Origin of the sequence: Paraburkholderia unamae (genome assembly GCF_003268775.1) — a bacterium.
Taxonomy (GTDB): domain Bacteria; phylum Pseudomonadota; class Gammaproteobacteria; order Burkholderiales; family Burkholderiaceae; genus Paraburkholderia; species Paraburkholderia unamae.
In genome coordinates, this window is record NZ_QLSU01000025.1 from 36,700 (window position 1) to 63,418 (window position 26,719).

The window sequence follows — 26,719 nt, forward strand, 5'->3', positions numbered from 1 at the left end:
CTGCTGAATATTTGGTTTCGGTTGAGAGGACCGTACTCGACATCGAGTGCACACTAATTCGCGTACCAGACCGGAAATTCTGTTATCCGAATTCGACCGCTTGCTCCGGAAATCTGAGCTGTTACGAAAAGTCGTGTCGCGCCGGGGGGTACGACCGCGCGTGCAACAGGGAGTGATCGACTCGGGTACTCGAGATTCGAATCAGTCTTAATCGAGTTGCCTAAATCGTCCGAAAACTCAAAAGACAGGTCAATCGCCAATGCGCCCCCTACAGTGTCGGCGACGCACGTTGCCATCACTGCTTGACCGACGCGCACCGCAAGCGGAGACTTATTCCGGATCGTCATCGTCGACGCCCCTGGCGCAACTCGCAGAACAAGCGTCCTGCTTTCCGTAGATTGGCCTTCATCTTCCATTGCCCTGTTTGCGTCTGACGCGGCGAATTCCAGTCCACCGGTCGACCTGGGCGAAATATTCCAATGCGTCAGGGATCCTGGTTGCATGCCGACTGGATCACTATCAAATTTGCTATCAGCGTTGAGAAGTGACCCACGCCAAGCCAGTGCGGGGATGCGCTGAAAGCTCAGGCCGCTGATATGTTCGACAGGCACCTCTTCTCCAATGAGCGGTAGAGCGGGGTTTTGCGCTGGTGCTTCAAATCGCCATTCGACCGCGGAAGCCGAGAATCGCGCACTCCCGGAGACCAGACGGCGCGGCGAATTCGGCTTACCCTTGGCTTTCCAACGACGAGGTAGAACTATCGAATTTTCGACATTAACGCGAAGATTTGCGCCAGCCTGCGTCGCGTCCACTAGTAGCCGGTCTATGCCCTCAATATGGCAATGATGCAGCGACACCGTCCCATAGCGTGCGCTACGGTCGAAGTAGACAACGTCTCCGTTGAAGTCGAACGAGCAACTATCGAAGACGAAGTCCATACTGTCTGAATCTATGCGTACCGCACGATTCGAACCGGCAATGGTGCAGTCGATGAATGTCATCCGTTCTCCGCTGTTGATGCTTCTCTGCGAGATCGGGAGATCGACATATAGCCCTTCTTCCCGGTTTTGCTCAAACCGGGAAGATATCCAGCTACTCAGATAGACGTTGATCGGGTCGAATTTGAGTGCCCCCCGCCAACCACTGACCACAACGTTGCGGCCGCCTGCGTCGCGAACGACGCCCGAATATCCGGGCCTGCGGTTTCCCATGACGACACCCCAGCCCTGAGCACGCTGAATGCCGGGTCCCAAAATCGAAATTGTTCCACCTGAGCCGTCGAGGAACGGCGAACGGCTACCAGGAAAGCGAAGCAATGTTGGCGGCAGAGACGTCTCGTTTCTGCATTCAATGCCATTGCAATCGTCAGCGGCTTGTGAGAAGTCAAGTAGTACGCCGCCGACTGAGCACAGTTTGACCCACGGTGCCGTCTCGATAGTACGGTTCAAGGCGTAACGTCCGGATTGCATAAGCAACACTGGCAGTTGCGACGTGTCCTGAGATCGCTCGGCAATTTCCCGCACATAGTCGATTGCTCGTTGAAGCGTCGCGGCATCGTCGCGGTTGCCGCTACCGGCATTTTCAAATTCGCTGATCCAACGGAAGCCGCGTCCAGGGTTCACCAGCTGCGGCTTGTCAGCAACAGCGCGATCGCACGCAGCGGCAATGATGCTGCTCGCAGAAAGGGTGAGAAGCGCACGTCGTTTCATAACTGCTTGGTCCAGTTTGCGTTAGCTTGCGTCGAAGGTCTCGCCGTTCTTACTTTGCGACCAAACCCGCTGTGAGGCCCGCATCGATAGCCGGAAGCAAGAGCGAAAGCACTCGGCTGAATCGAACAAGTCCATTTCCGTCGACATAAACGACATCTTTCGGATCGAGTGTGAACTGATTCGCGAGCACCATAGAGACGGGTGACGACGCGTCCAGATGGAATACTTCAGCGTCTTTTCCTGTGCCACGAATAACGTACAACTGGGCCGCGTCGGCAGTGGTAGAACTAATACTCCCGGCTTGCGACAGCGCGTCGCTTAGCGTAAGAACTCCGTTCCGAAGAGGAAGTGCTTTTGTTGGCTTTGTTACTTCACCCATAACATAGACGCCGTTATCTTCGCGCGCAGATACACGAACGAAATCACCGCCTCGGAGCACAATCTTCGCCGGGTTGTGGCCGCCATCCAACATCTGTGTCATGTTGATTCGAAACGACTTTCCGTTGCGAACTAGTTCGATAGCGCTCTGATCTGCCGTTGTCGCAAAGCCACCGGCGTGACCAATCGCATCGTAGAGTGTCGTAGGAATGTCGTTAATTGCTTGCGCGCCAGGCGTGTGCACGTCGCCGTCGACATACACTTGCTGCGAACGGAAAGAAGCGATCCGTACGGTGACCTGAGGATTGTGGAACGACTTGCCCAGCGCGCTCGCGAGTTTGCTCTGGAGTTCATCAACGCGCAGACCTTGAACCAAAATGGATCCAGCGAACGGAAAATTAAGACGACCGGCATTATCAACAACGAAGCCCGGTGGTGGATCGTACGTCCGTGAGTCTGCGGGGGGCTGAGCGCCGAGCGCTGCCGCGAGTTCCGGATGATCCCAAACGGTAATTTGCAGTACGTCACCCGGCCCGATGGCATACGGGCGCGCTTTGTCAAACAGTGACCCAGCTTCGACGCCAGTCTCCCGTACGGCGTCGCTCCGCATCCTGCTAATGAGCGACATGGTGATGTCTGTCATGGGAACTGGCAGGCGAGCCTCAGGGGTTCCCTGACTCGCCGACTCGACAGGCAAACTTGACGCTTGTTGCATTTTCATTCCCGGGGCGTACATGCATGCAGACATGGCAACCGGAGCAGAAAAAAGCAGAACGACTCGATATACTCGCGATCGCAGTTCAAACAGCCGACGCAAAGCAGCCCCCGCCACCCTCGGTTGCATCAGTTCAATCCTTTCCATTCTTGTCCCAGTGACCGTCATCATGGATGCGTTCGCGCCGGCATAGCCCGCACACGCGGCTTCTGACGAAGTTTTGCGAATTAATTAGAAGCGCACCTCGCGCGGAGATGCACAAGCTCAGAAGTCGCGCCCCCCATTTGATAGCGCAAGCAGAGTGAGCTTTACGGATTTCCCAACAATTGCCTTCCTTAGGCGTCGAACTGATTCTCGTCTCTCAATCGATCAATATCAATTCGGATATCTGATAAAAAATTATTCGATAGATAACAAACACAAAAGAAAATAATCGATATTTATCTAATATAAATCTACTTTCCTTCATCAAGCTATCCAACAAAATATCAATCTATCCCGCTCAATAAGCGTTGCTTCCTGCAAATCCTTTAATAACTGTCGCTATCACAATACGCATATCAAGCGCAAACGACCAGTTTTGCAGATAGTAGAGATCGTGCTCGATTCGTTTCACCATCTTCTCAATGCGGTCGGTCTCTCCACGGAAACCATTTACTTGCGCCCATCCTGTGATGCCCGGCTTCGCACGATATCTATGGATGTAACCGTTCACCACCTTTCGATATATTTCATCGTGCTCGATGGCGTGAGGTCGAGGACCAACAACCGACATCTCCCCCTTAAGGACATTGATGAATTGAGGCAGTTCATCCAAACTCGTGCGGCGAAGAAACGCGCCAACTCGTGTAATGCGAGGGTCGCCACGGGTCGCTTGCGTTACGATGCCTGCAACCTCGGCATGCTGTCGCATTGTCCGAAACTTGAAGATTCTGAACGTTCGACCATCAGCCCCCTTGCGGGACTGCCTGAAAAATACAGGGCCGCTTGATGACGCTTTTACGGCGATCGCTATTCCCAATAGTAGTGGAGTCAAAGCAGTTAGTGCTGCTAATGCGAAGAGGCGATCGAAAATTTCCTTCTTTACGAGCGACCTTGATGCCAATGGCGACGCGATAAGATTGATTGCGGGTGCCCCCACAAGATCAATGACGCCTCCGTCAAATAACGCGACGCTCTTGACGTCCGGAATAAACCTGACATTTACGAGGTCTTCACTGAACTCGGAAACGAATCGATGAATCGATGCCTCCTCCGAGAGCGGAAGCGCCAGCCAGATCTCCTGGATGCCTCGCTGACGTACATAGTCAACGAAGTCGCCAAACTCGTCGAAAGGCTTCTCAGCGCAATTGTGCGGCGCACTGACGAGACGTGTATTGTAGGCAGCTGCGACGCGGAATCCACTTCCCGGGGTAATCCGGATTTTTTCCTTGACCGCTTCGGTGTGGATACCGTCGCCGACCAGAGCAACGTTTCTTATGTTGATTCCGGCATTGCGGGCCTTGCTCAAAATGTAATGTGCGCCTACGCGTGATAGCAGCAGAAAGCAAGCTGCAATCGCCGTCCAATATACCAACCAAAGTCGCGAGACCAGTTCGACGCGATGCAGAGAGAATGTCAGCACAAGTCCGATAGCCTGGACCGTGCACCATGCCAATGCGACCTGCGAGAGCTGACGGGGCAGCGATCGACCGCGCCAGGAGTCATACATGCCAAATGCCGGGAATATTACAAGAGTGAGCGCGACAGCGAAGGTGATATATGCCGTATCCGGAGTGCCTTCGACAAGCCCACCGAAGCGGACATCAGTCGCAAGCAAGGCGCCGACGACAACCGAGATTCCGTCGACAGATCTCGCTACGATTCCTTGTACACCACGCATTTTCAGCTCCTTCTGAAACGTAATCGATGGCTGCGAAAGCTGGTCTTCGATCTACGCTTAGACGTTGTGATCTAGCCCGTGGCTATCCTTTGATACGCAAAACAATCGCTCGCGGTCGGCACCATGGCAACGGTTGCCAAGAGTCAAAGATCCGCGCCTGAGATAAAGTCGGGACGGGATGCCTGCTGGTTGAGTAACGCTAGCCCGTGGATGACTTTTTTCATAGCGCAATTTCTTTCAACATCGGAGGATTTCGAATGAATTCTCCCTGGTTGCTGAAGGCCCCATATCTGAATTGAATCAGTCATCAATTCTCTCTGGTTGCACCGCATCATAACTTCTTTAACATGCGACGCAATAACCCTGTCTGAAGCCGCCAATGAATTGGCCGACTAGTGCGCATCGCAAATATTTGTTATGCGAAATCACGCACTTCTAATGATCTTTAATGTCTTGTTCTTTAATGTACTTTTAACACGAAGACAGACTGCGCCTGAACAAGCAGAGTTCCACAAAGGAAAAAGGCGCCCTAAGGCGCCTTGAGACGTCGTTTGATTCCGAGGGCTAGAACCGATGGCGCATGCCAACAGTAACGGCACCTTGCTTTTGCGCGTTCGAGTCGGCACTCAGGCCATTCAGATATGCCCAAACATGACCGGAATTCCGACTGACATGCTGGAAGTTACCCTGCAAGTAGACATCGGTGCGCTTCGACAACGCATAGTCCGCCTGTGCCGACACGGTGTTATAAATCGGGTTCACACCGCCGCCAAGGTCGGCCCGCGTATACGTGTATGCCCCGGCGAGACTAATTGCAGGCGACAATGCGTAGCGCACGTTGCCTTCGAAATTCTGGAAGCGCGCACTATTTGCACCGAATGCTATGCCCCCAGACGTTCCGGACTGACCCGATGAAATGCCGCCACCAAGCGTGTCAGACAGATTCGTCTGCGTATAGACTACGCCGGCGGTTACTGGCCCATATGTGTAGTTCACCCCGCCGCCAAATGTGCGCTGCCGGCCGGCGAGAAAAGTCCACTCTCCAGTTTGTGCACCGCTCGCGCTTGAACTCGGTCCGCTGTTTCCAAATACGGTGGATGTGATGTCGTTGTTCAATTGCAGATAAGCAGCCGCCAATGTCAGGCCACCCCACGCGTACGATGCACCAAAGCTATAAGCACGGTTATTCGCGAACTGCGTGCTGTTCGAGAACGAATACGTCGCGCCAAACTTGAACCCCGCGTAGTTGAGGCTAGTGTACTTGACCGTATTGTTGAATCTGACCGAGTTGTTCAGATTGTCGTTATCGAAGGGATGCGCGGAGATCGTACCGCCGTATTGGCTGCCCGTGTTCGAGAGCGGTGCGAGGTAGTCAACCACGCTGTCGTACTGCCGACCAAGCGTCACCGCCCCGTATTGGTCACTCGCGAGACCAACAAAGGCTTGTCTTCCGAACATGCGACCGGATTGTGCCGCTGTACCGTTCGCAATGCTGAAGCCATTCTCCAAGGTGAAGATCGCCTTAAGGCCGCCACCGAGATCTTCCGAGCCACGCAACCCCCAGCGACTGCCATTGACCGTTCCGCTCTTCATCTGCCAGGTGTTCTGTCCGCCGCCCCGCACATACGTGAAACCTGCGTCGATCAGACCATACAGCGTAACGCTGCTTTGCGCCTGCGCGACTGTCGCGAAAGTAGCAGAAAGCACTGCTGCGGCAGCGATCTTATATTTCATTTTGCAACCCTATGAATATACGACTCTATGAAAATCAGTTCACGTAGAATGACTCGGGGTTTGATGGAAGGGTTCTTCCTGCGCTTCCAGCGCTCGATCCCAGTGCCGAAGAGGAAGCGTCACGCAGTTGGCCAATCTATGATGTCTGTACGCCGGGCGACTATACAATGGCAACACTTCACCCACATCGCCAAAACTTTCGTCAATTCCGCCATTCACGCGATTGAATTGACGGCGGATTTCATTTGACGACTGCAACGCTGTCTCCACTTGCATGTCCACGCCACACCGCTATAGTCAACGCTGCGGCTCCATGCGTTAGACAACAGGACCGCCGCGTTTGAATTGGCGAAAACAGACAAAACTGCGACGGATCTCGCCACATTCTCATTTCAATAATATTCGCTAAGTAGGATGATCAGGTCGTAAGGCCGGAGGTCGGGGCGGTCATAAGAATTGTTAATGCAACGGGATGAAGATGGGACCTTTTAGCGAGAATGCCGGTGCCTCAAAGCCGGTCGAATACGTTGGTGGGGAACTGAGACAAATCGGTCTTGTTTTGTGCGACCGATTTTCACTGGCCGATACGGCCATCGTCGTCGAAGCTTTTCACGCGCTGAATACGACTATGGCGAGGTATGGCAAGCACGCCGTCCGGTACAACGTACGACTCCTCTCGGCGGCGGGTGGCAGGATGACCAGCGCGTCCTCGGTCTGCGTCTGGACAAATAGTGTCGAGAGTCACGTCGCTGCTGCTCCGTTACGGGCAATTATCTTTTCCGGCGGCAGCGGAATCCGTGATGCGCTGCGAAGCGATCCATTTCTAGGATGGCTGCATCGCGCGCAGGCGAGTTGCAAGCAGTTTCTCGCGATTGGCGAGAGCAGCGCTGTGCTCGCCCATCTGGGAAGCTTCAGGCGCGACATCGCGTTGGCAAGCTCGAACGGACGCTCCTTCATCAATGTTCAGTCTCAAGCGCTTCCCGCCGACAGTGCGATTTCCGCGGCGGTTGCCGTGATTGAACGCGAGCACGGTGAGGTGATTGCTGCGCAAATCGCGAAGTCCATTGATCCGGAGTTCGGCTCGGGTTTGACGGATGATATTCGTCGAGGCGTCGCGGCAACGCTTAGTCAACCCATTCAGGATGCGGCTCAGTGGATGTGCGCGAACGGCGACCGGGATATATCACTCGACGAAGCTGCGCAAATTGCCGCCATGAGTGGGCGCAATTTCCTGCGACGGTTCAAGCTGGAAGTAGGCATGAAGCCGTCGGAGTATCTGCTGAAGGTCCGGCTCGACATGGCATGCCGGCTTCTCACACAAACACGGCTACCGGTCGAGAAGATTGCACGGCGGTGCGGGATAAACGGGGGAGGCAGGCTATCCAAACTTTTTCGCGAGCATTTACAGCTCACGCCAACCGAGTACCGCGCAGAGCGTTCGGATGTTCAGCGGGATAGAAAGCAATCCACTGAGGTCGAACGGCAGTCGAGCGCACCTTTCCTCGTGAGCGAGAATCCCCGCGAGTTTTCGGGTGTCCGTGGTGCTGGAGGGGAGTGAGATGTTTAACAGGCGGACGTGATCATTCGCCAAAGGCGAGGCGCGTTCGTTCCGCCCGCGAGAGCGGTTCGCGCGGCAACATCAGTCAGGTAGACACGGCACTGAACTTACGCATCTTCACGGGGCACTTCGGCCGCCCGTGAAGCGACTCTTTGCGTCGAGCTAGTTGATATTTCGCTTCTCACGATATTCGGTTGGCGTCAGCGAAAAGTGCTTGCGGAAAAGCTTTGAAAGCGAACCCCCTCCACTCAATCCGCAGCGCCGGGCAATCTTTTCAACCGGCAAATCGGTCTCAACCAATAGCTGACAGCACAGCTCCAATCTGGAGTACATAAGATACTCCGATGGAGTCACCCCAATTTCAATCTTGAAGCGACGCAGGAAGTTGCGTTCACTCATTGCCGCAATTTGTGCGGCGTCTGCAATCGCGACGGATTTCCCGCCGTTTTCCTCAATCCATCGCGCAGACTCGAGTATGCGCTCGCTTGCGCTTTTCGATGCACGTTCGCGCACCGCCGACATCAAGCCAACCTCCTGGCGACCGGGCAGCGTGATGTCGGTAATCGCTCTAGGGATGGCCGCGCCAAGGTCTTGCTTGATCAACTGTAGCGCGCGCTGGACCGGCCCATTGAACGGTTCGATATGGGCGTGCGGGGGCCTGCGTGCAATGCCGTGGTCGACGTTTCCACCAGTGGGCCAATGACTCGGTTGACCTGAAACGCCCGCGATAGTCAGCAATACCTTCGAGTCCGCCATCGGGATCAAATTCGCGGCCTGGCTGCTGACGAACCGGATGCGCTCCAGGAGCGTCGCGTTGCCAGACAGTGCGCTGTTTCCAGGTCCGGCGATGAACAAGGCGTCGATAGGCTCCACTTCGCGGGTCTGAGCGAGCGGTTCGGTCCAGATGGATACCGCCGAGGAACTCTCAAGGCGGCCGCCCTCAAGCGACTTCAGCTGGACGTCGTAGAACGGCGCCGTCCCTCCCACACCATGGGGTGAGGAACTGCGATTGGCTGCATGGAATACCTCAAGGACTGTCGCAACCTCGGGCAGGCGGAATCCGGAGAAGAGAAGAAAAATTATCTTTTTTCTTAACCTCGGAACTAGAACTTCGCCTGTGCGGCCACTGCGAGCAATACTGTGACTAACGAAATTCACCATCGCGCACCCCGATATTGGACCTATTTCGGCTTTCATTGAACCGAATTCGTCGAAGGCACTATCGTACCTAACTTACAGTCATTTTCCGCCATCAGTGGCGAAATAGTTACAAGTCTTGTCGGACCAGAGCTAACCAGCCAAAAGCGTAAGACTTTTTTATCTAGAAAACACATTTAAATACAATGCGTTATCGATTAATTCGTGAAAAATCTGGAAGATTTTCCGGTATTTCTTACCGCCCGGAAGCTAACTAGCCTCCTTCGATTCAATTTCGGTCATCACACAGTGGCTTTCTATGTTTTGATCCGGTTACGTTATTCTTTGCGATCAGTCTTTTGAATTATGCTTACCACATATTTCCGGTTGCAAGCAAATTTACCCACTTTCGGGGCCTTGGCCCAAAAGCGCGGTTAATTACCTTGGCTGCTTGTGGAAAGCTGAGTGTGGTCCTGTTTACGATAGCTCGCAGTGGGACCGCTTCCATATGCCCACTTGTGAGCGCGTCGTCGCCGACAGTCGATCGGTGGGCCCGCCTAGGCCTTCTGCTGGCCGGTGCCCCGTTCACGTTGGCGGAATTCGGAAGGGGTGAGAGAGAATCGCCGGCGAAAGATCTTGGCGAGTCGATCCCCATTCGTCCAGCCGCACCTTTTAGCGATTTTGTCGATCGAGAGCTCGGTCTCTGCGAGCATGCGGGAGGTCAAATCCAGTCGAGCTTGCAGCAGGTACTCGGATGGCGTGACGCCCATCTCCTGCTTGAAGCATCGAAGGAAATTGCGTTCGCTCATTGCCGAGACGTTCACCGCATCGCTCACGGAGATCGGCCGGTCACAGTTCTCTTTGAGCCAGCGTGCAGACGCGCGTACCTTTTCGATTGCCGTGTCAGCTCTCGCGTCGGCAATTAGAGGCGTAAGCGTCGCAAAACCGTTTGCCGAGAGCTTGCGTGAGATGTCCTTGACTGCTTCCTGGCCGAGATCCCAACCGACCAGCATAAGGGCCGTCTTCGTCGGCTCGTAACGATTTGCCCTATTGCTTGGCGCTTTCGCCTGAGACGGATCGGTATTCGATTGAAGCAAGCTGCTGCGGTAAGAGTCGGGACGGAGCTGCATCGTGTCGATTAGCGCCGCTGCTTTGCCAATGCCGGAAACGATTTTCGTCGACGGTACGACCACGCGAAGCCATTGGCGAACGCGCTCGTCGCGCGTCACTTCGGTCAGGTCGCCGCCGTCCGCGATAAACAGTGCATCAAAGCCAAGGTTCTTCGTGGCGTCGCATTCTTGTGTCCACACGTTGACTGAGGACGAGCACTCTACGTCGCCACCCTGTGTGGAGTAAAACTTGACGTCATACAGCAATCCGTCGTCGCGTTGCCGTTCCGCAATCTCATTCGCGAGGTGAAAGATCTCCGGAACCACGCCGATCGAGAGTAGCGAAAAGCCCTTGTAGAGCAGCACGCCGATTCTTCTCGTCGTTCCGGATCGCGGCCATCCTGCGCCAGAAACGGCATTTCCCCGCTCAGCACCCCCGGCACCGATGTCGCCCATCTTCACCCCTCTTCTATTATCGAGTACTTGATATTGGTATGGCTTGTGACGCTGAATCGACCTCTTTTCAATGCGACGCATCATACATGAGCTACTAAATTGTCCGGATGCTTGACCGATTAAACCAATATCTTGTCGGTTTAAAGCACATGCACTAGAACGGGTTCAATCCGACATCAACTTCGGCTACTCCCGGGATAGCGAATTTTGTAACGTCATTGACGCAATTGAATCGCTTTGGCGGAAGCGGATAATGTTTTGTCCGGTATGAAACAGGTAAGTCGTCGGAGTTCGTGACATAGTCGGGGAGAAATTGGATAAGTTAAGAGTCGCAAAAAGCACCCGGAACACACAGAGATAAAGAATGTCCTTTCGCCTTGGGAATACCGCTCTTCGTGACGTTAAAGTATTTGAGCCGCAGATCGAAGCTCGATCAACAGGCGCGTTTTTCAGGAGCTTTGATCAGGACTGGTTCAATGCGAACGTCTCCCGAGGCTACCTGTTCACCCATGACGAGCAGGCGGTTTGCCCGCGCAATGCGTTGGTCGGCCTGACCTACCAGGTTCAAAATCCGCGCGGGATCGTTTTGAGAGTGCTGTCTGGAGAAGTATTCGCCGTGGCGCTCGATCTGCGTCGTATGTCGATCACCTTTGGGCGATGGACTGGCGAGCCTCTCTCCGCATCGAACTGTCGCCAGCTCTGGGTACCACCTGGATTCGCGCACGGGTACATTGTTCGATCAGAGGTCGCGGAGGTACTCTCAAAGGCGTCGTCGCCGCGCCTGGCCGATTCCGAACGCACAATCTGCTGGGATGACGCGGATCTCAACATCGATTGGGGTGTTGCTGCATCGCCCATCATTGACAGGAAGCAGCGCAACTGCGTCGATTTCAATGTTGCCGAGTACTTTTAGGCGGGAACTGACTGCCAATTCATAAGGTATCAATCGATTGTCGTTTTCCAAAATATTCAACCATTCAACGCTGAGCCGCATCAGCAAGCATCTTGATAAATTGCGAAAATATCTTCTAATTTAATTAGCGAATTTTCAGAAAATCGCATCGAAATTTTCGATTCACGAATTAAGTAAGCACCGAAAATATCGTGATTTATGACCATGTTGGCCGGGATCTCCAGGGAGACCTCCTCCCGAAGCCGTTCCGACCATGCGCCGCCACAGTTCAATACTCCGCGAACCGTGGTTTCTAAACAAGCTATGCAATTGGTTGATCGGACGACGATCGCCGCCAAACGTTGGTCAATTCCAGCATCGCAAGAGATCTGATCCATGTTCGGCGCTGCACTCACATACAATTCAGACGAGAACGCAAGCGCAAGCGTAGGCAAGCAAAGATCTTTCTGATTGTCGAGCGGTGACACGTTCACGCTGTTTCAATACTCTTTCACTCATCCATGACTACATGCTCTCCGGGAATGGGCCATACAATCGATTTCGCGGCAATCGTCGACCCAGCGCCGCGAGCGAGTATGGATGCACGCCCGGAAGGTGCGGGCGATTCGCAGTCCGATAAATTCAGCGCTGTCGAAGTCGCTTGCGTGGCGCTGTTCGAGCGCTGGTGTGCCAGGCGTAACGTGATCCCGCTTGCGTATCTAATGCACGTCTGGCCGATCCCCAAGCCAACAGACCTGGATATTCGGCAACTTGGCGGCTCGATGACTGAGTTGTTGCGCGGCCACGCAAGCGCGCTCGACGTAGAGGACAAGAAGTTGATTAAAAGGACGCTCTTGTCGGTTCAAGCCGCGCTTCACGTTTAACGCCAGCGATGCTGTACTGGAAACACGCGAGCGGCGCTTTACTTGCGCCAGGTTCCGCGCAGCGCCTTCGCGCGTTTCAAAGCGACACGCTATTGAAAGTCGCCGGAAATAGAGGATCACTGATCAACCCGCTCACCCGAAAATTGCGCTACATCGGGGCGACCCAACACCATGGAAATTTCAGACAACGATTCCTTTTTTTGCTTCCGTCTTCCCGAAGTTGAATCCGACGATTCGCTTTATATGGCTCACTTTTCGCGAGATCTCTACGTTTTGCTTTCTCGCATGGACGCACAGGAGATGGTAGTCGCCTTCGAGATACCGAGGGTCAAAGTGGCGAAGAGCCGCCGGCTGTCGACCGAAGCACTCGTGAGAACCGCGATTGGACAGGGGATCAGAGACGGCGTGTTTGCATCGGCCGGTAGCGCGTGGCTGGAGTTCGACCTGGACTCGCCGACGTGGGCCGGTGATCTTCAGGTAAGCGACCTTCAATAACCACCACGGCTATGTTCGAGGCCAATGCGCGGTGATGCGGCGAGGGATCACATCATCTGGCTGATTGCCGTACGTGCCGCGTAGTACGGACCGTTGCCAAGCGCGTGCAAAGGCGCGAGGGATTCCCCCTCGGAGAGCGGCTTGGTCACGTGAACGTCCGCTCCGCACTCCAGGCCTGAATTGATCACGCCACATGCTGTTTGTGGCGACGTGAACAGTACGATCGGCCCCACGAATTCGCGACGAGCAAGGTATCGCAGCGTCTCATAGCGTCCGCGGTCGGGCTCACTCCAATCCAGCAGAAACAGATCGATGGATACGTCTTCGAGCAGGCGCCGCAGCCCTTCGTCACTCCTCGTTCCAAAACAAAGGTGGCCTGCGGAAGAAAGTATTTGAAGCGTACGGTCAAGCTCGCCAACGTCTGGCTCAAGGATTGCAATTTTCATAGTGGAAGTCGATAGCCGGTGCAACTCGTGGGTTGTCGAAAGGGGCCATCCTGGTGCGATGCACTGTCCCGGAATAATCCGGGACGGATCAGCCGAACCGAACCACTGGCGTCTTTCACCGGAAATCACACGGCAGCGCTTGATGAAACGTTGCCGGGGGACTCACAAGACAGGCTCCCGATCCCAACCACGACGCATAAGATATGCGAAATCCATCGAAGCCGGTACGTCAATGTATACGTAATTTCCGCCACATTGCAGGCACCGGCGGGTGTATTGATCCCTTCTGCCCCATGCGAGCGTCTCGCGTTTCGGGTTACATGGCGCGAGGAACCAGCGAATCCGGCATTCCTGTTGCGGCGCTCTACCGGCCGCGCAATGGCGCCGAGGCGATATTAGTCGTTGGTGTGACGGCGCCGGGCGCGATATTCCGTAGGTGTCGCGCAAAGGTGTTTGCGAAACAGTTTCGCCAACCGGCCGCCGCTGCCCAGCCCGCAGCGCCGCGCGATCTTGTCCACGGGTAGATCGGTTTCGACCAGCAGGCGGCAACTCATGTCGATGCGCACATGGAGCAGGTAATCCGAGGGCGTGACGCCCATTTCGATCTTGAAGCGGCGCAGAAAATTGCGTTCACTCATGGCGGCGATCTGCGCTGCGTCGTCAATCGTCACCGGGCGATCGCCATTCGCTTCCAGCCAGTTTGCGGATGCCTGGATGCGCTCGCTCACGCCGCCGGAGAGCGTCGTGCGGATCGCCGCGGTGAAGCCGTTTCGTTGTCGGCGCGGCATGGCGTGGCCCGCCACTTCGCGCGCAAGCGCGCTTCCGAGGTCTCGCTCGATGAGCGCGAGCGCCTCTCGCAACGGGCCCGTGGCCATGTCCGCGAAGTCGGTTGCGGTAATGCGGTCCTGGCCTGTGCTGGCCTGCATCGCGCAATCCAGCCGGCTGGCTGAGCGTTCGATGCCCGCCGCGTCGAGCAATGCCTCGCCTTCCCCGATCGGGATCACGACCTCACAGCGCAAGCCTTCGAGGCGCAGCCAATGAAGCAGGCGCTCATCGTAAAGCAGGTGTCGCGGCACAAGCCCGCCGGCGACGAACAAGGTGTGAAATCCGCCCGCATGGCGTCGATCCTCGACGCTGTTCGTCCACACGGACACCGAGGACGAGCTTTCGACACGCCCGCCGGCCAGCGACAGCAGGGAAATCTCATAACCGGTACGCCCATCGTCGGCGTAGTCCAACTGCGACAGCGCATTGGCCGACTGAAATAGCTCGAGTACGGTGGCCAGTTCGGAAAGCGAGAATCCACCGCAGAGGAGAACCCCAATTGGCCTGACCGCATCCGGGTCAGGCAAGGCGCAACACTCCGCGACGCGATTTCGTTGACCGCCACCTCCGCACTCCATCAGTACCCCCCGCTATTCAATAGTCGCATTAGCTTGCGTTAAGTCGAATTGGTAATCCAAGCCAATGTCACAGCAGAAAACACCACACGTTCGTGAGGTGACTGGCAGCAATCGCCGCATGTTGACCGCACTGCTCAAATTTTCGAAATTATTTATCGATCTATTTCGAACCGAGACGAGATCATAAGCAATAAATATACGATTCGCCACTATTTCTCAATATCTTCAGAGAAATGTGGTCTAGCCAACTGTCAACGTGTCGGAACGCCACAAATGCGAGAATTGACCGGAGCCCGCAATGTGACCGTGGAGTGAAGTGATCGTTGAAAAATGTCATTCAACGGTCAATAGAAAAATCACGGCTAATTCCCTCGAAAAAGCGCATTGCCGGCATTTACATCACCGAAAGCGGCTCTCGGTCGATAGACAACTTCTGTTTCCCAATGGGTCAGCACGTATCAGAAATTCGCGCCCAGAAATATGCATTCTGAATGCATAAACCCGGTGGAGAAATCCCCAGTATCACGAATATCCATAGCCACGCCTCGCGGGCGCCAGAGAGTGCGGTTGCCGTGGTCATCGTTCAATGGCAACGCCGCTTGCACGCGCCAATCCGCTGCTACGGCAGTGACAGGCGTTCGGGCGCGAGACTGCAAACGGCGCTGTAGGTGACGTTCGGGAGAGATACCGCCCAGGTGGAGGGAAAGATTACGCCAGCCGCCAGAATGCGCCCGGCGCCGCCCGCAAGGTCAGCGGGCGATGGATGCGGTCATCCAAGGGAAGTCGGCAATGGTGGCTGAGACCACGGCCGACGCGCGACCTCATCGCGGAAGGCGTTCGGGCGGCGCGGCGCGGGGGCCGTGCTCCATCACCGAGCGCCTTTCTCTCACATGACGTGAGTGCCGGCGGCGAATACGGACGCGAAACCGTCGCGGCTCAAGGTATGCAGGCTGTTGAGCGAGTCGATGCCACGCAATGGCTTTTCGAGCGCCAGGCTCGCACCACACTTGATGCCGGAATTGACCACGGAGTCGGGCGTGTGCGGTGCAACACACAACACGACGGGCACACCTGGCGCGCACTGCGAGAGGTGGGTGAGCGTGTCATAGCGCACGCCGTCGGGATCTGTCCAGTCGATGAGAAACAGATCGACCGACACGTCATCGAGCACCCGCCGCACGCCCTCGTCGCTCCTCACGCCGAAGCACAAATGCCCCGAGGCAGAGAGCGTTTCGAGGGTTTTGTCTAATTTGTCGACGTCGGATTCGAGGATTGCAATTTTCATAGGTCATTGGCACCCGCAGGTGTAACGTGAAACGGTGTTTTATCGATACCGCCACACGGACCCGCTTGACAACGCCGTTCCGGAAAGAACGTGCGAAATTGAATATTAGCGAGTCTACGCGATGTCGCGTGCAAAAAGTGTCGGATTTAACAATTCCTGGGAAATGTCCTGGGGGTCCAACAAAAACCCTAAACTTTTTTCGTTTAGTGCCGATAGCACACTGGTGCCTCCCATTTTGCATGTCAAGGGTGAGCCGCACATAGTCGCTATCAATTGCAGCAACGCGCGTACTGCGCCTTGCGCAGGATTGGGCATTGGGCTGTCCATGACAGCCCACGCCGATATTCCTGTGTCCGCGCCTTCCAGCGCTGAAAAAGATTCATTCCACTTCGCAATCCGACGAGATTCGCCCATGATTCTCATGTGCGGCGTCGATATCGATGCAGCCCGTGTGCTCAAGGACAACACTGCCGGGCAAACCACGGCTGCACCCTACTGCAAGGCTCCGTGGACGACATAGGTCCGACACAAGAGGTGCGCATCGCTACGCGAACAAACTCAACGTCCAAATGAACGTCGCCCGCCGTCGCGATTCCGATTATTTCATTGCGCCGCAGAATCTCCGCAGCGAACGTATGTAATGTATCGTCTGGTTCGACAATATTTTTCGACATTCGACCATGTCCGGTATGTCGACATGCAGAGAATCGAATTCAATCGAGCCCGGCAATTTCCCGGAAAAAAGAAAGAAAAAAATCGAATAAAAAAGCACTGCGATTCGCCACGGCGCGCATCTTCGCGAGCAGCTCACAGGCTCGCGCCTGGAATTCGCTCAAACGCGCCGGGTCAGCAACAAGGTATCAAGCAGCCTCGCTCATCACTGGTAAACCCGTTCCATAGAACCAGTGAATTGCGGCCACCGCGAGTCCGTCGATCGAATCCACGAACGACATGGGCAGCTCGGGCCGCCGATGGTGGGGAATAGCGAGCGGCAGTTCGGTACAGCCCAGCACGATCGCAGTTGCGCCGCGTTCCTTGAGCAAGCGCGCGCCTTCGGCAGCGGGGGCGAAAGCTTCGTCGAGACGGTTGGCCTTCACCAGCCGGATCGCTTTCATGCAGTATTCATCGATCTCCTCTTCCGTCGGGACGACCGGCGTGAAGCCGCGCGCTTCGAGCACCTTCTGGTACATGCCGAACTTGAGCGTGGCGGCCGTGCCCATCAAGCCGATCTTGCCGCGCCACACGCCGTGGTTGTGCAGGTCGTCGACAGTCGCGTCGATGATATTGAGAATGGGCAGGTCGGTGTGCTGTAGCAGCTCGTCGTACCACAGATGCGCGCTGTTGCACGGAATGGCGATAGCGCTCGCGCCCGCCTTTTCCAGATGTTCGATGCCGTTGAGCAGCAGCGGCAACGGGTTCGCGCCGCCATGCAGCTTGGCGTCGGTGCGATCGGGCACGCGCGGATCGCTCCACAGGATGGTCGGGATGTGGTCCTGATCGCGCGGCGCTCGCGTGAGCGCTGTCAAGCGTTCGAGGAACGATGCGCCCGCCATGGGGCCGAGGCCGCCTAATACGCCGAGAAAGCGCGTTTCGTTGACGGCGGACTGAAGTTGACCGGTCGTTTTCACTTTAAGCTCCTTTGGGTAAAAGGACGCCCTGCGCGTGCGAGACCGCCTCGTGAGCCGTCTCGATACGTAGAACCAGGTAGTCGGGAGATACGGCGAACGATGATTATGTGGTTCGGATCGTTCGTGCCGCTTCTTGAATTCTAGTGCGCACTGAGCGACGCATACCGGCAATATGCGCGGCGCAGTGTCGCGCGGTTGCCGCGCGATTGCCGCCTTCAGCGCCCCTGAAACAGGCCGATGTTCGCGTCATAAGCGGCCTGCTGACGCTCGAACGCATCGTCGAGGTGATCGCATAGCGCGCGTTCGGCGGCGTCCGGGTCGTGCTGCTCGAGCGCCTCAAGCACCTTTTGATGCTGCTTGAGCGTGGCGTCCGCGACAACCGGATCGCGCACCGTGATATGGCGCACGCGGTCGATCGGTGCGCGCGCAAGCTCCACGAGCTGCTGCACGCGCGGCAGTCGGGCGGCGGCACAAACGGTGGCATGAAACGCGTTGTCGCAACTGATGGCCGCAACCGGGTTGTTGCGTTCGATCGCGCGGCGGTGCGCCTCCTGGATGTCGTGCAACTGCTCCAGCTCGCGCGTGGTGATGATCTCGGCCGCGCGGCGAATGCTCGCGGTTTCGAGCACCTTGCGGATCAGCGCGCTCTCGGCGAACTGCTCGCGCTTCACCGGCGCGACGAAGGTGCCCGACTGCGCGGCGATGCGCACGAGTTCCTCGCGCGACAGTTGCAGCAGCGCCTCGCGCACCGGCGTGCGCGAGATGCCGAGCGCATCGGCAAGCGCGCGCTCGAAGATGACGTCGTCGGGTTGCAGCGTCATGGTCACGATCGCCTCGCGCAGCAATTGATAAAGCTGCGCGGAAAGCGCATTCGCGCGATCGAGTGTGAAATCGGCGGGCAGCAGCCGGGCGACGAACGCCGCCGGCTCATTACGGTTCTCAGTCATAAGTCGATTGGTTACGGCGTGCTCCGGCATCCGGGGCGAATCGCACCCGTCAGTATATGGGTGTCCCCATCGTTGCGGCCCTGCCTGCCGCTCCAGTCGGGGTTTTCCCTCGATCCGGCCGGGTTTGCGTTGTTCTGCGGCCCAGGTTTTTCTATAATTTGCCAACTAATATATTACCGTATCAATTTATAGCCTGCGTGGATCCTGTGCGCGCAGGATCCCTCGTGCGCTCCTGACTGAACGACAACGCCCACTTCTTCCTGTCGACCATGCAATCCATCTCTCCTGCACGCGTCATCCGTCTGCATCCCGCCGACGACGTCGTCATCGCGATCGAGCAGTTAATCGGCGGTATGCCCATCGAGGGCGAAAGCGTTGTCGCAAGCGGCCTGATTCCGCCCGGCCACAAGGTGGCCACGCGCGCCATTGCGGCGGGCGAGCCCGTGCATCGCTACGGGCAGATCATCGGCTTCGCAAGACAGGCCATCGCGCCGGGCGAACATGTGCACATGCATAACCTGGACATGGGAGAGTTCGCACGCGACTATGCATTCGGTCAGGGCGCGCACGCGACAGCCTTCGTTCCCGACGACCAGCGTGCGACCTTCGAAGGCATCGTGCGCGAGGACGGCCGCGTCGCCACGCGCAATTACATCGGCATCCTGACTTCTGTGAACTGCTCGGCGACCGTGGCGCGCGCCGTCGCCGATCACTTTCGCCGCGACATCCACCCCGAGGCGCTCGCCGGTTATCCGAACGTGGACGGCGTCGTTGCGCTCACACACGGTGCGGGCTGCGCGGTCGATACCGAAGGCGAGGCGCTTGCGCTCCTGCAACGCACGCTCGGCGGCTACGCATGCCATGCGAACTTTTCCGGTGTGCTCATGATCGGGCTCGGCTGCGAGACGAACCAGATCCCGCGCCTGCTCGAAACGCAAGGACTCAAGGAGCACGCGCGGCTGCGCACCTTCACGATCCAGGACTCGGGCGGCACCGCAAAGACCGTCGCCAAAGGCATCGAGATCGTGCAGTCGATGCTCGCCGACGCCAACGCCGTGCGCCGCCAACGCGTGAGCGCGAGCCACCTGAGCGTGGGCCTGCAATGCGGCGGCTCGGACGGTTATTCCGGCATTACCGCGAATCCGGTGCTGGGCGCGGCCGTGGACCGCCTCGTGCGACACGGCGGCACCGCCATCCTCTCGGAAACGCCGGAAATCTACGGCGCCGAACATTTGCTCACGCGCCGCGCACTCACGCGCGAAGTCGGCGAGAAGCTCGTAGCGCGTATCCGCTGGTGGGAGGATTATTGCGCGCGCCACAACGCGGCGATGAACAACAACCCCTCGGCGGGCAACAAGGCGGGCGGCCTCACGACGGTGCTCGAAAAATCGCTGGGCGGCATTGCAAAAGCGGGCAGCACCAATCTCGTCGAAGTGTACGAATACGCGCAGCCGGTAATCGCGAAGGGCCTCGTGTTCATGGACACGCCCGGCTACGACCCGATCTCCGCAACGGGCCAGGTGGCGGGCGGCGCGAACCTCATCTGCTTCACCACGGGCCGGGGTTCGGCGTATGGCTGCGCGCCCTCGCCCTCGCTCAAGCTCGCGACCAACAGCGCGCTGTGGCGCCGCCAGTCCGACGACATGGACCTCAACTGTGGCGGCGTCGTGGATGGTGACGACGACATCGAAGCGCTCGGCGAGACCCTGTTCCGCATGATGCTCGACACCGCGTCGGGTGCGCGCACGCGCAGCGAATTGCACGGCTACGGCCAGAATGAATTCGTGCCCTGGCAGATCGGCGCGATCACCTGAAGCGTAATTCGAGCGCCGCCGCTTTCGCGCGGCGGCACTCGTTCGCACTACTTCTTGTCGACGACCGCCACTGTCTCTTCCGCGTTATAGAGCTTGTCGCTCACGCCGCCCGGCTTGAGCTTCGCGAGTTGCGCATCGAGATCGCCGTGCGTCACGGTCACGAGCGGCACCTGAATGTCCTTCGGCATCTTCTTGCCCGCAAGCGCCTGCTGCGCCACCCAGAACGCCGCCGTCACCGCGCCCGGCGGATTCGACACGGACGTCGTTTCGTAGCCCGCGCCCGCCTGGTTCTTCCACCAGTTGAGCTCGTCGTAGCGGTTGCCGAGCACGATGATCGGCGTCGGCCGGCCGGCCGCCTTGAACGCCTGCGCGGTGCCAAAGCCGTCGTCGCCCTGGGTCGTCACGCCGTCGATCTTCGGCAAGGTCGGCAACACGCCCGCCACGGCCTTTTGCGCGATCGTCTGCGTCCAGTTGCCGTTCACGCTCGCCACCACTTTCAGGCCAGGGTATTTTTTCAGGCCGTCCACTACGCCTTGATGAATCGCCTCGTCGACGGAAACGCCCGCGAGCCCGCGCACTTCGAGCAGATTGCCCTTGCCGTTCAGGCGCTTGGCCAGATAGTCGACCTGGTCCTCGCCCCACGCGTGAAAGTCGAACGACACGCGGTACGCGCACGGCTCCGTGACGGTGCCGTCGTACGACACCACGACGATGCCCGCCGCGCAGGCCTGTTTGATGACGCCGTTGAGCGCAGTCGGCGAAGCCGCATCGACGACGATCGCGTTATAGCCTTGCAGGATCAGGTTCTGGATCTGCTGGGCCTGCTCGGTCACCTGGTTCTCAGCGGTCGTGAAGGTGGGCGCGGCCGCGACGCGCTTTTGCGCCACCGCCTCGCCCGTCACCGCCTGCCAGTCCTTGAGCATCGTCTGACGCCAGGCGTTGCCCGCGTAGTTGTTCGACAGCGCGATCTTCTTGGTGGCCGTGCTCGTCTGCACGACCTGCGCGTTTGCGTTCGCCGCGGCGAGCGCAAGGCTCAGGGTGGTCGCGGCAAGCGCAATCTGGCTCAGTCTACGCATGAAATGTCATCTCCTCTGATGGTCTCTGCTGCATGGTGTTGGTTGCTTGCGCCCGGAAATGGGCCCTAGGTTGCCTTCCGTTGCCTTCCGTTGCGCCGCTATCGCCCCGCCCCGCGCACGCCCACGTGCAGCGAATAGACCGAAGTCGTCGCCGTGATGAACAGCCGGTTGCGGTTGAATCCGCCGAAGGTGAGATTGGCCACCGCCTCCGGCAGCAGGATCTTGCCGAGCAGCGTACCGTCCGGCGCGTAGCAGTGCACGCCGTCGGCGGCGCTGGTCCAGACGTTGCCGTGCTCATCGAGCCGCAGACCGTCGGGAATGCCGTTTGCCATCGTCACGAACACACGGCCGTTCGAAAGGCGTCCGTCGCGCACATCGAACACGCGAATATGGCGCGGGCCGTCTTCGACATGCGAAGCGCCCGAATCGGCGATATAGAGCTTCGATTCGTCGGGCGAGAACGCGAGGCCGTTCGGCTTCACGAAATCGTCGGCCACGCGGCGCGCCTCGCGCTCCCCGCGTGCGAGCGCGTAGACGTGGCAGCCGCCGATCTCGCTGTCCGCACGAAAGCCTTCGTAGTCGCTGAGAATGCCGTAGTCGGGATCGGTGAACCAGACCGTGCCCTGCGAATCGACCACGACGTCGTTCGGCGAATTGAGGCGCTTTCCTTCGTAATGCGAAACAAGCACGCTCACACTGCCATCGTGCTCGGTGCGCGAGACGCAGCGTCGCCCATGCTCGCAGGTCACGAGCCGCCCTTCGCCGTCGCGCGTATTGCCGTTGCTGAAGTTCGAGTTCGCGCGGAACACGCCCACGCCCATGCCGGGCGCCCAGCGCAGCATGCGGTTGTTCGGGATGTCGCTCCACACGAGCAGGTCGCTCGCGGGAAAGTACACCGGCCCTTCGGTCCACAAGCAATCGCCCGCGATCTTCTGCAAGAGCGCGTTCGGCTGGATCAGATGCCGGAAACGCGCGTCGTGAACTTCGTGGTCGTGCTGATTCATGTCGTCTCCTTCTTTTTTATGTCGGGTGCGCTCAGCGCGGCGCGCGGCCGCCCGCTATCGCTGTCACGGCGATGATCAGCGCGCCGTAGACGAGCGAGCGCACGCCCGCGTCGGCGCCGACGGCGTTGAGGATCGACGTCATCATGAAGAGAAACATCGAGGCGCCCCACACGCCGAGAATCGAGGCTTTGCCGCCTGTCACGAGCGTGCCGCCGATCACCACCACCGCGATCGAAATCAGCATGTACTCGACGCCCATATCGAGCGCCGCGCCGCCCGCCACCGCCGAGAGACACACGGCCGTAAGCGAAGCGATTACCGCCGAAAGCACGTAAGCGATGCAACGCGTGCGATGCACGTTCACGCCCGCGAGCCAGGCCGCGCGCGCATTCTGCCCGACTGCCGAAAGCCGGCGGCCGAACACGCAGCGATACATCACCACCGCGAGCAGCAGCGAGAGCACGGCCGCGAGCCAGGCGAGATACGGCACATGCAAGAAGCGGCCGGTGGCGAAGTTGCCGAGCGCCGCGGGCGGCGCGGGCAAATCCGCGCCTTGCGTAATCGCCACCGACTGGATGATGAAGCTCGACGAGAGCGTGGCGATAATGGGCGGAATGCTCAGCAGGCGGATCAGCGCGTAATTGGCGAGGCCGACCGCGAGCCCGACGCCAATCACGGCCACGATGCCGAGCGCGATACGCGAGTCCGCGCCGTTCATGACATGCATGCCGATCACGCCCGCGAGCGCAATGGTCGACGGCACCGAGAGGTCGATATTCCCGGTGCCCGACGTGATCACAAGCATCTGCCCGAGGCCGACGAGCACCATGAAAATGCCGTAGACGAGCGCGGTCTGGAGGACATTGGCCGCCACCGGCAAGCCGAAGAAGCCGACGGTTGCGCCCCACACCAGCACGGCGCCGGCAAACGAGAGGGCCCACGGCGCGTCGAGCGCTTTCACGCGCGCAAACAGGTTGCCGCGCACCGGCGGCTCGGGAGGCGGCGCGATGACGCCGCCGGAACGGGGGAGCGTCATTGGCGGTCTCCGTTGGGTTGAAGCAGGACGCGCAGGGAAAGCACGACGATCAGGATCGCGCCCTGCATGCCGACCTGCCAGTCTGACGAAATATTCAGGAATGCCAGGAACGAAGCCGCGAGCGTGAGCGTGATGGCGCCGAGCACGGCGCCCACCACCGAAACACGCCCGCCCACGAACTCGCCGCCGCCGAGAATCACAGCCGCAATCGAGAGCAGCGTGTAGCGCAGCGCGATGTTGGCGTCGGCGGAAGTCGTGAGGCCGAGCAACGCGAGTCCCGAGAGCACGCCGAACACGCCCGCCACGGCGTAGAGCATGGCGCGACGTGCGACCAGCGACCAGCCGAAACGGCTTACCGCGCGCGGATTGCCGCCCACGGCCCGACTGCGCACGCCCACCGAGCTGCGCATCAGGAAGACATGCGCGAGCAGGGCGATGAGCACCGACCACACAATGGGCGCGGCGATCAGCGGCGTCTGAAAGCTCATTGCCGTGCCAAGCCATGTGGGGCTCGCGCCGCCCGGCGAAGGCAGCAGCACGATCGCAAGCCCGCTCCAGACGAACGACAGACCGAGCGTGACGACGATCGACGGAATGCGGCGGATCTCGATGAGCGCGCCGATCAACGCGTAACCCAGCACACATGCGGCGAGCGCGAGTACGCCGAGCCACGGATGCTGGTCGAGAATCGTCGCGCCGATGCAGGCGACGAGGCTCACGAACGGCCCGATCGACAGATCAAGGTCGTTGACAGTGATGATCGCAAGCTGGGCGAGCGTCGCGAGCACCAGCGGCACCGCGAGATTGAGCAGCAGATTCGAGCCGAAATAGCTGAAGGTGGCCGGTTGCAGGATCAGGATGGGCACCAGCACCGCGCCCAGCGAGACGACAGGCAACAGCGTGCGCAAACGCGCTTGCGTGAGAACCGTGCTCATGCGGCCTGCTCCTCGAAACTTGCCGCAAGCAGCGCTTCCTCCGTGCATTCGCTCGCGTGCAGCACGCGCGTGACGCGGCTTGAACGGAACACGAACGTACGGTCGCAATACGCAAGTTCGTCGTTTTCGGTCGTGTACCAGACGAACGTGCGGCCCTTCGCGGCTTCGGCGCGCACGAGCGCATAGATCTCGCGCTTGGTGCCGATGTCCACGCCGCGTGTGGGGTCGTCCATCAAAATCAATGCTGCGTTCGAAGCGAGGGCGCGTGCGAACAGCACTTTCTGCTGATTGCCGCCGGAGAGCGAAAGGATATTGGCTTGCATGGACGCGCCGCGAATGCCGATCTTCGTGCGCCACGTTTCTACGAGCGAGCGCGCCGCCCGGAAATCGATTAGCCATCCTGATCGCTTTCGCTGACTATCGACCGCGCCATCAGCGGCGATGCCGCCTCGACCGAGCCAGCGCACGTCGAGATTCTGTGCGATCGACCAGACGGGAAACACGCCGTCGCGCGCGCGGTCGCCTGCCACGAACGCGACGCTGTCACGTGCCGTGCGCTGCGCGATATCGTAAATGGCGAGCAACGCATCGGTCTGCCCCTGCCCCGCCAGGCCGCCGAAGCCGATCACTTCACCGCGCGCGGCGTTGATTTCGGTGCGCCGGTGCGGCCCGACCATCCAGCGGTACTCGCTTGCAGCCGCATGCGCCCCGACTGCGGCGCCCGCTACCGCGTGCTCGCGCGGCGCATGCGCCACCTCGACGTGCTGGCCCATTGCCTGAATGATCGCGTCGCGCGTGAGATTCTCGCGCGGCAAAATGCGTACGAGCTTGCCGTCGCGCAGCACCATCACGCGGTCCGACACGCGCTCGATCTCGCCAAGCATGTGCGTGACAAGCAGACACGTCACGCCGCGCGCGTTGGCCTTGCGCACGTAATCGAGCAGTTGTTCGGCGGTGTGCGCGTCGAGGCTGGAAGTGGGCTCATCGAGAATCACGAGCCGCACAGGCGTATCGGTTTCGGTGAACGCACGGGCAATCTCCACCATCTGGCGCTGCGTGAGCGTGAGATCGGACACCAGTTCACTACCGCTCAGTCCATTGCCGGGGAAGATCTCTTCGAGTTTCGCGCGCATCAGCGCGCTCGCGCGTTTGCGCCAGCCGCGCCCGCGCAAACGCGGATGCACGACGCACATATTCTCGGCAATGCTGAGGTTCGGGCAGAGCGAGAGTTCCTGAAATACGCAGCGCACGCCCGCGCGGCGCGCGGCGTCGGCGTCGTAGTGCTGGGTGCGGTTGCCGCCGGTTTCGATATACCCGTCGGTTGGCGTGTAGACGCCGGCCAGCACTGCCATCAACGTCGATTTGCCGGCTCCATTGTGGCCCGCAATGCCAACGCATTCGCCCGCCATGAAATCGAAATCGATCTCCGACAAGGCCCTTACATTTCCAAAACTTTTACCGATACCGGAAAACCGTATGAGTGGGGACGCGCCTTCCTTCGACTTGATGTTATCGATCACATCCTTGCTCCGAGAAAACATTCGCAACGCATCTCCTTGCCGATCGCGGACCGCCTCTCGTCCCGGCAAGACAGTAAGCGCCATGAACAGCGCCCGCTACGCGGTGCCAAATGCGTTCTAATATATTAATATTGTGAAAAACGGCCGACCCATAGGGATTTGCCCTATGGGCTTCGCGACAGTGCTTGTCACGGCGGGTGTCTCCTCCCGGAAAATGGGCCTGCTTATTCGTAAGAATTAACCGTCGAAGCAGTTTAAGGACACGATCGATAAATTTCTAATGAGAAAATGAGCGATACCAATATCGGTTTCGATATCAGTATTAACACTGAATGAGGGGTTCACTACAGGACGGCGCGACCGCGGTCAACGGGTGCAATGCGGGTCAGTTCGAGCGCAGCCGATATCACGGGTGCTTCGCGGAACGTGCTCGACGATGTCTGGGAAGCAGGCAAACGGCTTGTGGAGACGCTTGCCTCGTTGGCCCTCTAACCCTTATCTCTGGCAAGCAGCGAGGGGCCGCTTTTCCTCAATAATTCGTTATGCATAATAAATGCCGAATAACGGGTGGGAGCCTTCACGGCGGCGAGCATAAGAAGCCTGAAGGCACCATCCGGTGCCAGGCGCAGTACAGCATTGAAATGCGAAGCGAGGATCAACTTCGCGGCACGTTCGC

General features: G+C 58.4%; 23 protein-coding genes. 5 read left to right on the forward strand and 18 right to left on the reverse strand.

All coding sequences use genetic code 11. From position 1 onward, the window contains the following. Positions 1-53 precede the first annotated feature (53 nt). The 4 genes from C7401_RS44600 to C7401_RS31825 all read right to left on the reverse strand — a co-directional run bounded on the left by C7401_RS44600 (position 54) and on the right by C7401_RS31825 (position 6,418). Positions 54-1,709, reverse strand: coding sequence for a hypothetical protein (locus tag C7401_RS44600; RefSeq protein ID WP_146758032.1), 1,656 nt, complete (start codon positions 1,707-1,709; stop codon positions 54-56). Positions 1,710-1,758: 49 nt separating this feature from the next. After that, complete coding sequence (locus C7401_RS31815) at positions 1,759-2,931, reverse strand: polysaccharide biosynthesis/export family protein (RefSeq protein ID WP_373864473.1); 1,173 nt, start codon at positions 2,929-2,931, stop codon at positions 1,759-1,761. 373 nt (positions 2,932-3,304) lie between these two features. Further along, the gene (locus C7401_RS31820; protein WP_112175416.1) at positions 3,305-4,684 is read right to left on the reverse strand and encodes an undecaprenyl-phosphate glucose phosphotransferase; all 1,380 of its coding nucleotides are present in this window, start codon (positions 4,682-4,684) and stop codon (positions 3,305-3,307) included. A 564-nt stretch (positions 4,685-5,248) separates the two neighbouring features. Continuing rightward, entirely contained in the window at positions 5,249-6,418 is a 1,170-nt protein-coding gene (locus C7401_RS31825; RefSeq protein ID WP_112175419.1) for a porin, read from the reverse strand. A 472-nt stretch (positions 6,419-6,890) separates the two neighbouring features. Between C7401_RS31825 and C7401_RS31835 the strand changes: the two genes are divergently transcribed. After that, entirely contained in the window at positions 6,891-7,976 is a 1,086-nt protein-coding gene (locus C7401_RS31835) for a GlxA family transcriptional regulator (RefSeq protein WP_112175423.1), read from the forward strand. Positions 7,977-8,138: 162 nt separating this feature from the next. Here the strand turns inward: C7401_RS31835 and C7401_RS31840 are convergent, their stop codons facing one another. Then, positions 8,139-9,173: a helix-turn-helix domain-containing protein gene (locus C7401_RS31840; protein ID WP_112175426.1), complete on the reverse strand. Its 1,035-nt coding sequence runs from the start codon at positions 9,171-9,173 to the stop codon at positions 8,139-8,141. A gap of 497 nt (positions 9,174-9,670) precedes the next feature. Further along, positions 9,671-10,678: a helix-turn-helix domain-containing protein gene (locus C7401_RS31845; RefSeq protein WP_112175428.1), complete on the reverse strand. Its 1,008-nt coding sequence runs from the start codon at positions 10,676-10,678 to the stop codon at positions 9,671-9,673. 364 nt (positions 10,679-11,042) lie between these two features. Between C7401_RS31845 and C7401_RS31850 the strand changes: the two genes are divergently transcribed. Next, positions 11,043-11,591, forward strand: coding sequence for a dTDP-4-dehydrorhamnose 3,5-epimerase family protein (locus tag C7401_RS31850; RefSeq protein WP_112175430.1), 549 nt, complete (start codon positions 11,043-11,045; stop codon positions 11,589-11,591). An 80-nt stretch (positions 11,592-11,671) separates the two neighbouring features. Here the strand turns inward: C7401_RS31850 and C7401_RS44605 are convergent, their stop codons facing one another. Beyond that, positions 11,672-11,968: a hypothetical protein gene (locus tag C7401_RS44605; RefSeq protein ID WP_220092877.1), complete on the reverse strand. Its 297-nt coding sequence runs from the start codon at positions 11,966-11,968 to the stop codon at positions 11,672-11,674. Between the two features lie 198 nt (positions 11,969-12,166). Between C7401_RS44605 and C7401_RS31855 the strand changes: the two genes are divergently transcribed. Both C7401_RS31855 and C7401_RS31860 read left to right on the forward strand, forming a co-directional pair. Beyond that, a complete protein-coding gene (locus C7401_RS31855) occupies positions 12,167-12,454 on the forward strand; it encodes a hypothetical protein (RefSeq protein WP_146758034.1) in 288 nt (95 codons plus the stop codon). 171 nt (positions 12,455-12,625) lie between these two features. Then, positions 12,626-12,949, forward strand: coding sequence for a hypothetical protein (locus tag C7401_RS31860; protein ID WP_112175434.1), 324 nt, complete (start codon positions 12,626-12,628; stop codon positions 12,947-12,949). A gap of 47 nt (positions 12,950-12,996) precedes the next feature. Here the strand turns inward: C7401_RS31860 and C7401_RS31865 are convergent, their stop codons facing one another. The 6 genes from C7401_RS31865 to C7401_RS31885 form a co-directional block, all read right to left on the reverse strand. Beyond that, positions 12,997-13,395, reverse strand: a complete 399-nt coding sequence (locus tag C7401_RS31865; protein ID WP_112175436.1) for a response regulator transcription factor — start codon at positions 13,393-13,395, stop codon at positions 12,997-12,999. Between the two features lie 395 nt (positions 13,396-13,790). After that, the gene (locus C7401_RS31870) at positions 13,791-14,747 is read right to left on the reverse strand and encodes a GlxA family transcriptional regulator (RefSeq protein WP_258397308.1); all 957 of its coding nucleotides are present in this window, start codon (positions 14,745-14,747) and stop codon (positions 13,791-13,793) included. Positions 14,748-15,684: 937 nt separating this feature from the next. Further along, positions 15,685-16,083, reverse strand: a complete 399-nt coding sequence (locus C7401_RS31875) for a DNA-binding transcriptional response regulator (protein ID WP_112175440.1) — start codon at positions 16,081-16,083, stop codon at positions 15,685-15,687. A gap of 114 nt (positions 16,084-16,197) precedes the next feature. Beyond that, positions 16,198-16,497 carry a hypothetical protein gene (locus tag C7401_RS44610; protein ID WP_146758035.1) on the reverse strand — a complete coding sequence of 100 codons (300 nt, stop codon included), beginning with the start codon at positions 16,495-16,497 and terminating at the stop codon, positions 16,198-16,200. A 446-nt stretch (positions 16,498-16,943) separates the two neighbouring features. Continuing rightward, positions 16,944-17,711, reverse strand: coding sequence for a cysteate racemase (gene cuyB, locus C7401_RS31880; protein ID WP_224044891.1), 768 nt, complete (start codon positions 17,709-17,711; stop codon positions 16,944-16,946). A gap of 215 nt (positions 17,712-17,926) precedes the next feature. Further along, positions 17,927-18,658 (reverse strand): GntR family transcriptional regulator, encoded by a 732-nt coding sequence (locus C7401_RS31885; protein WP_112175442.1) that lies wholly within the window; start codon positions 18,656-18,658, stop codon positions 17,927-17,929. 269 nt (positions 18,659-18,927) lie between these two features. Here C7401_RS31885 and C7401_RS31890 point away from each other — a divergent pair, with 269 nt between their 5' ends. Next, positions 18,928-20,472: a UxaA family hydrolase gene (locus tag C7401_RS31890; RefSeq protein ID WP_112175444.1), complete on the forward strand. Its 1,545-nt coding sequence runs from the start codon at positions 18,928-18,930 to the stop codon at positions 20,470-20,472. Positions 20,473-20,519: 47 nt separating this feature from the next. Here the strand turns inward: C7401_RS31890 and C7401_RS31895 are convergent, their stop codons facing one another. The 5 genes from C7401_RS31895 to C7401_RS31915 all read right to left on the reverse strand — a co-directional run bounded on the left by C7401_RS31895 (position 20,520) and on the right by C7401_RS31915 (position 26,064). After that, positions 20,520-21,548, reverse strand: coding sequence for an ABC transporter substrate-binding protein (locus C7401_RS31895; RefSeq protein ID WP_112175446.1), 1,029 nt, complete (start codon positions 21,546-21,548; stop codon positions 20,520-20,522). A 98-nt stretch (positions 21,549-21,646) separates the two neighbouring features. Beyond that, complete coding sequence (locus C7401_RS31900) at positions 21,647-22,552, reverse strand: SMP-30/gluconolactonase/LRE family protein (RefSeq protein ID WP_112175448.1); 906 nt, start codon at positions 22,550-22,552, stop codon at positions 21,647-21,649. Positions 22,553-22,583: 31 nt separating this feature from the next. Further along, complete coding sequence (locus C7401_RS31905) at positions 22,584-23,588, reverse strand: ABC transporter permease (RefSeq protein WP_112175450.1); 1,005 nt, start codon at positions 23,586-23,588, stop codon at positions 22,584-22,586. Then, entirely contained in the window at positions 23,585-24,523 is a 939-nt protein-coding gene (locus tag C7401_RS31910; protein WP_112175452.1) for an ABC transporter permease, read from the reverse strand. Before C7401_RS31910 ends, C7401_RS31905 begins: the two co-directional genes overlap by 4 nt. Then, on the reverse strand, positions 24,520-26,064 hold the full coding sequence (locus tag C7401_RS31915; protein WP_112175454.1) for an ATP-binding cassette domain-containing protein: 1,545 nt from the start codon (positions 26,062-26,064) through the stop codon (positions 24,520-24,522). The genes C7401_RS31910 and C7401_RS31915 overlap by 4 nt, the downstream gene beginning before the upstream one ends. Positions 26,065-26,719: the final 655 nt, after the last annotated feature.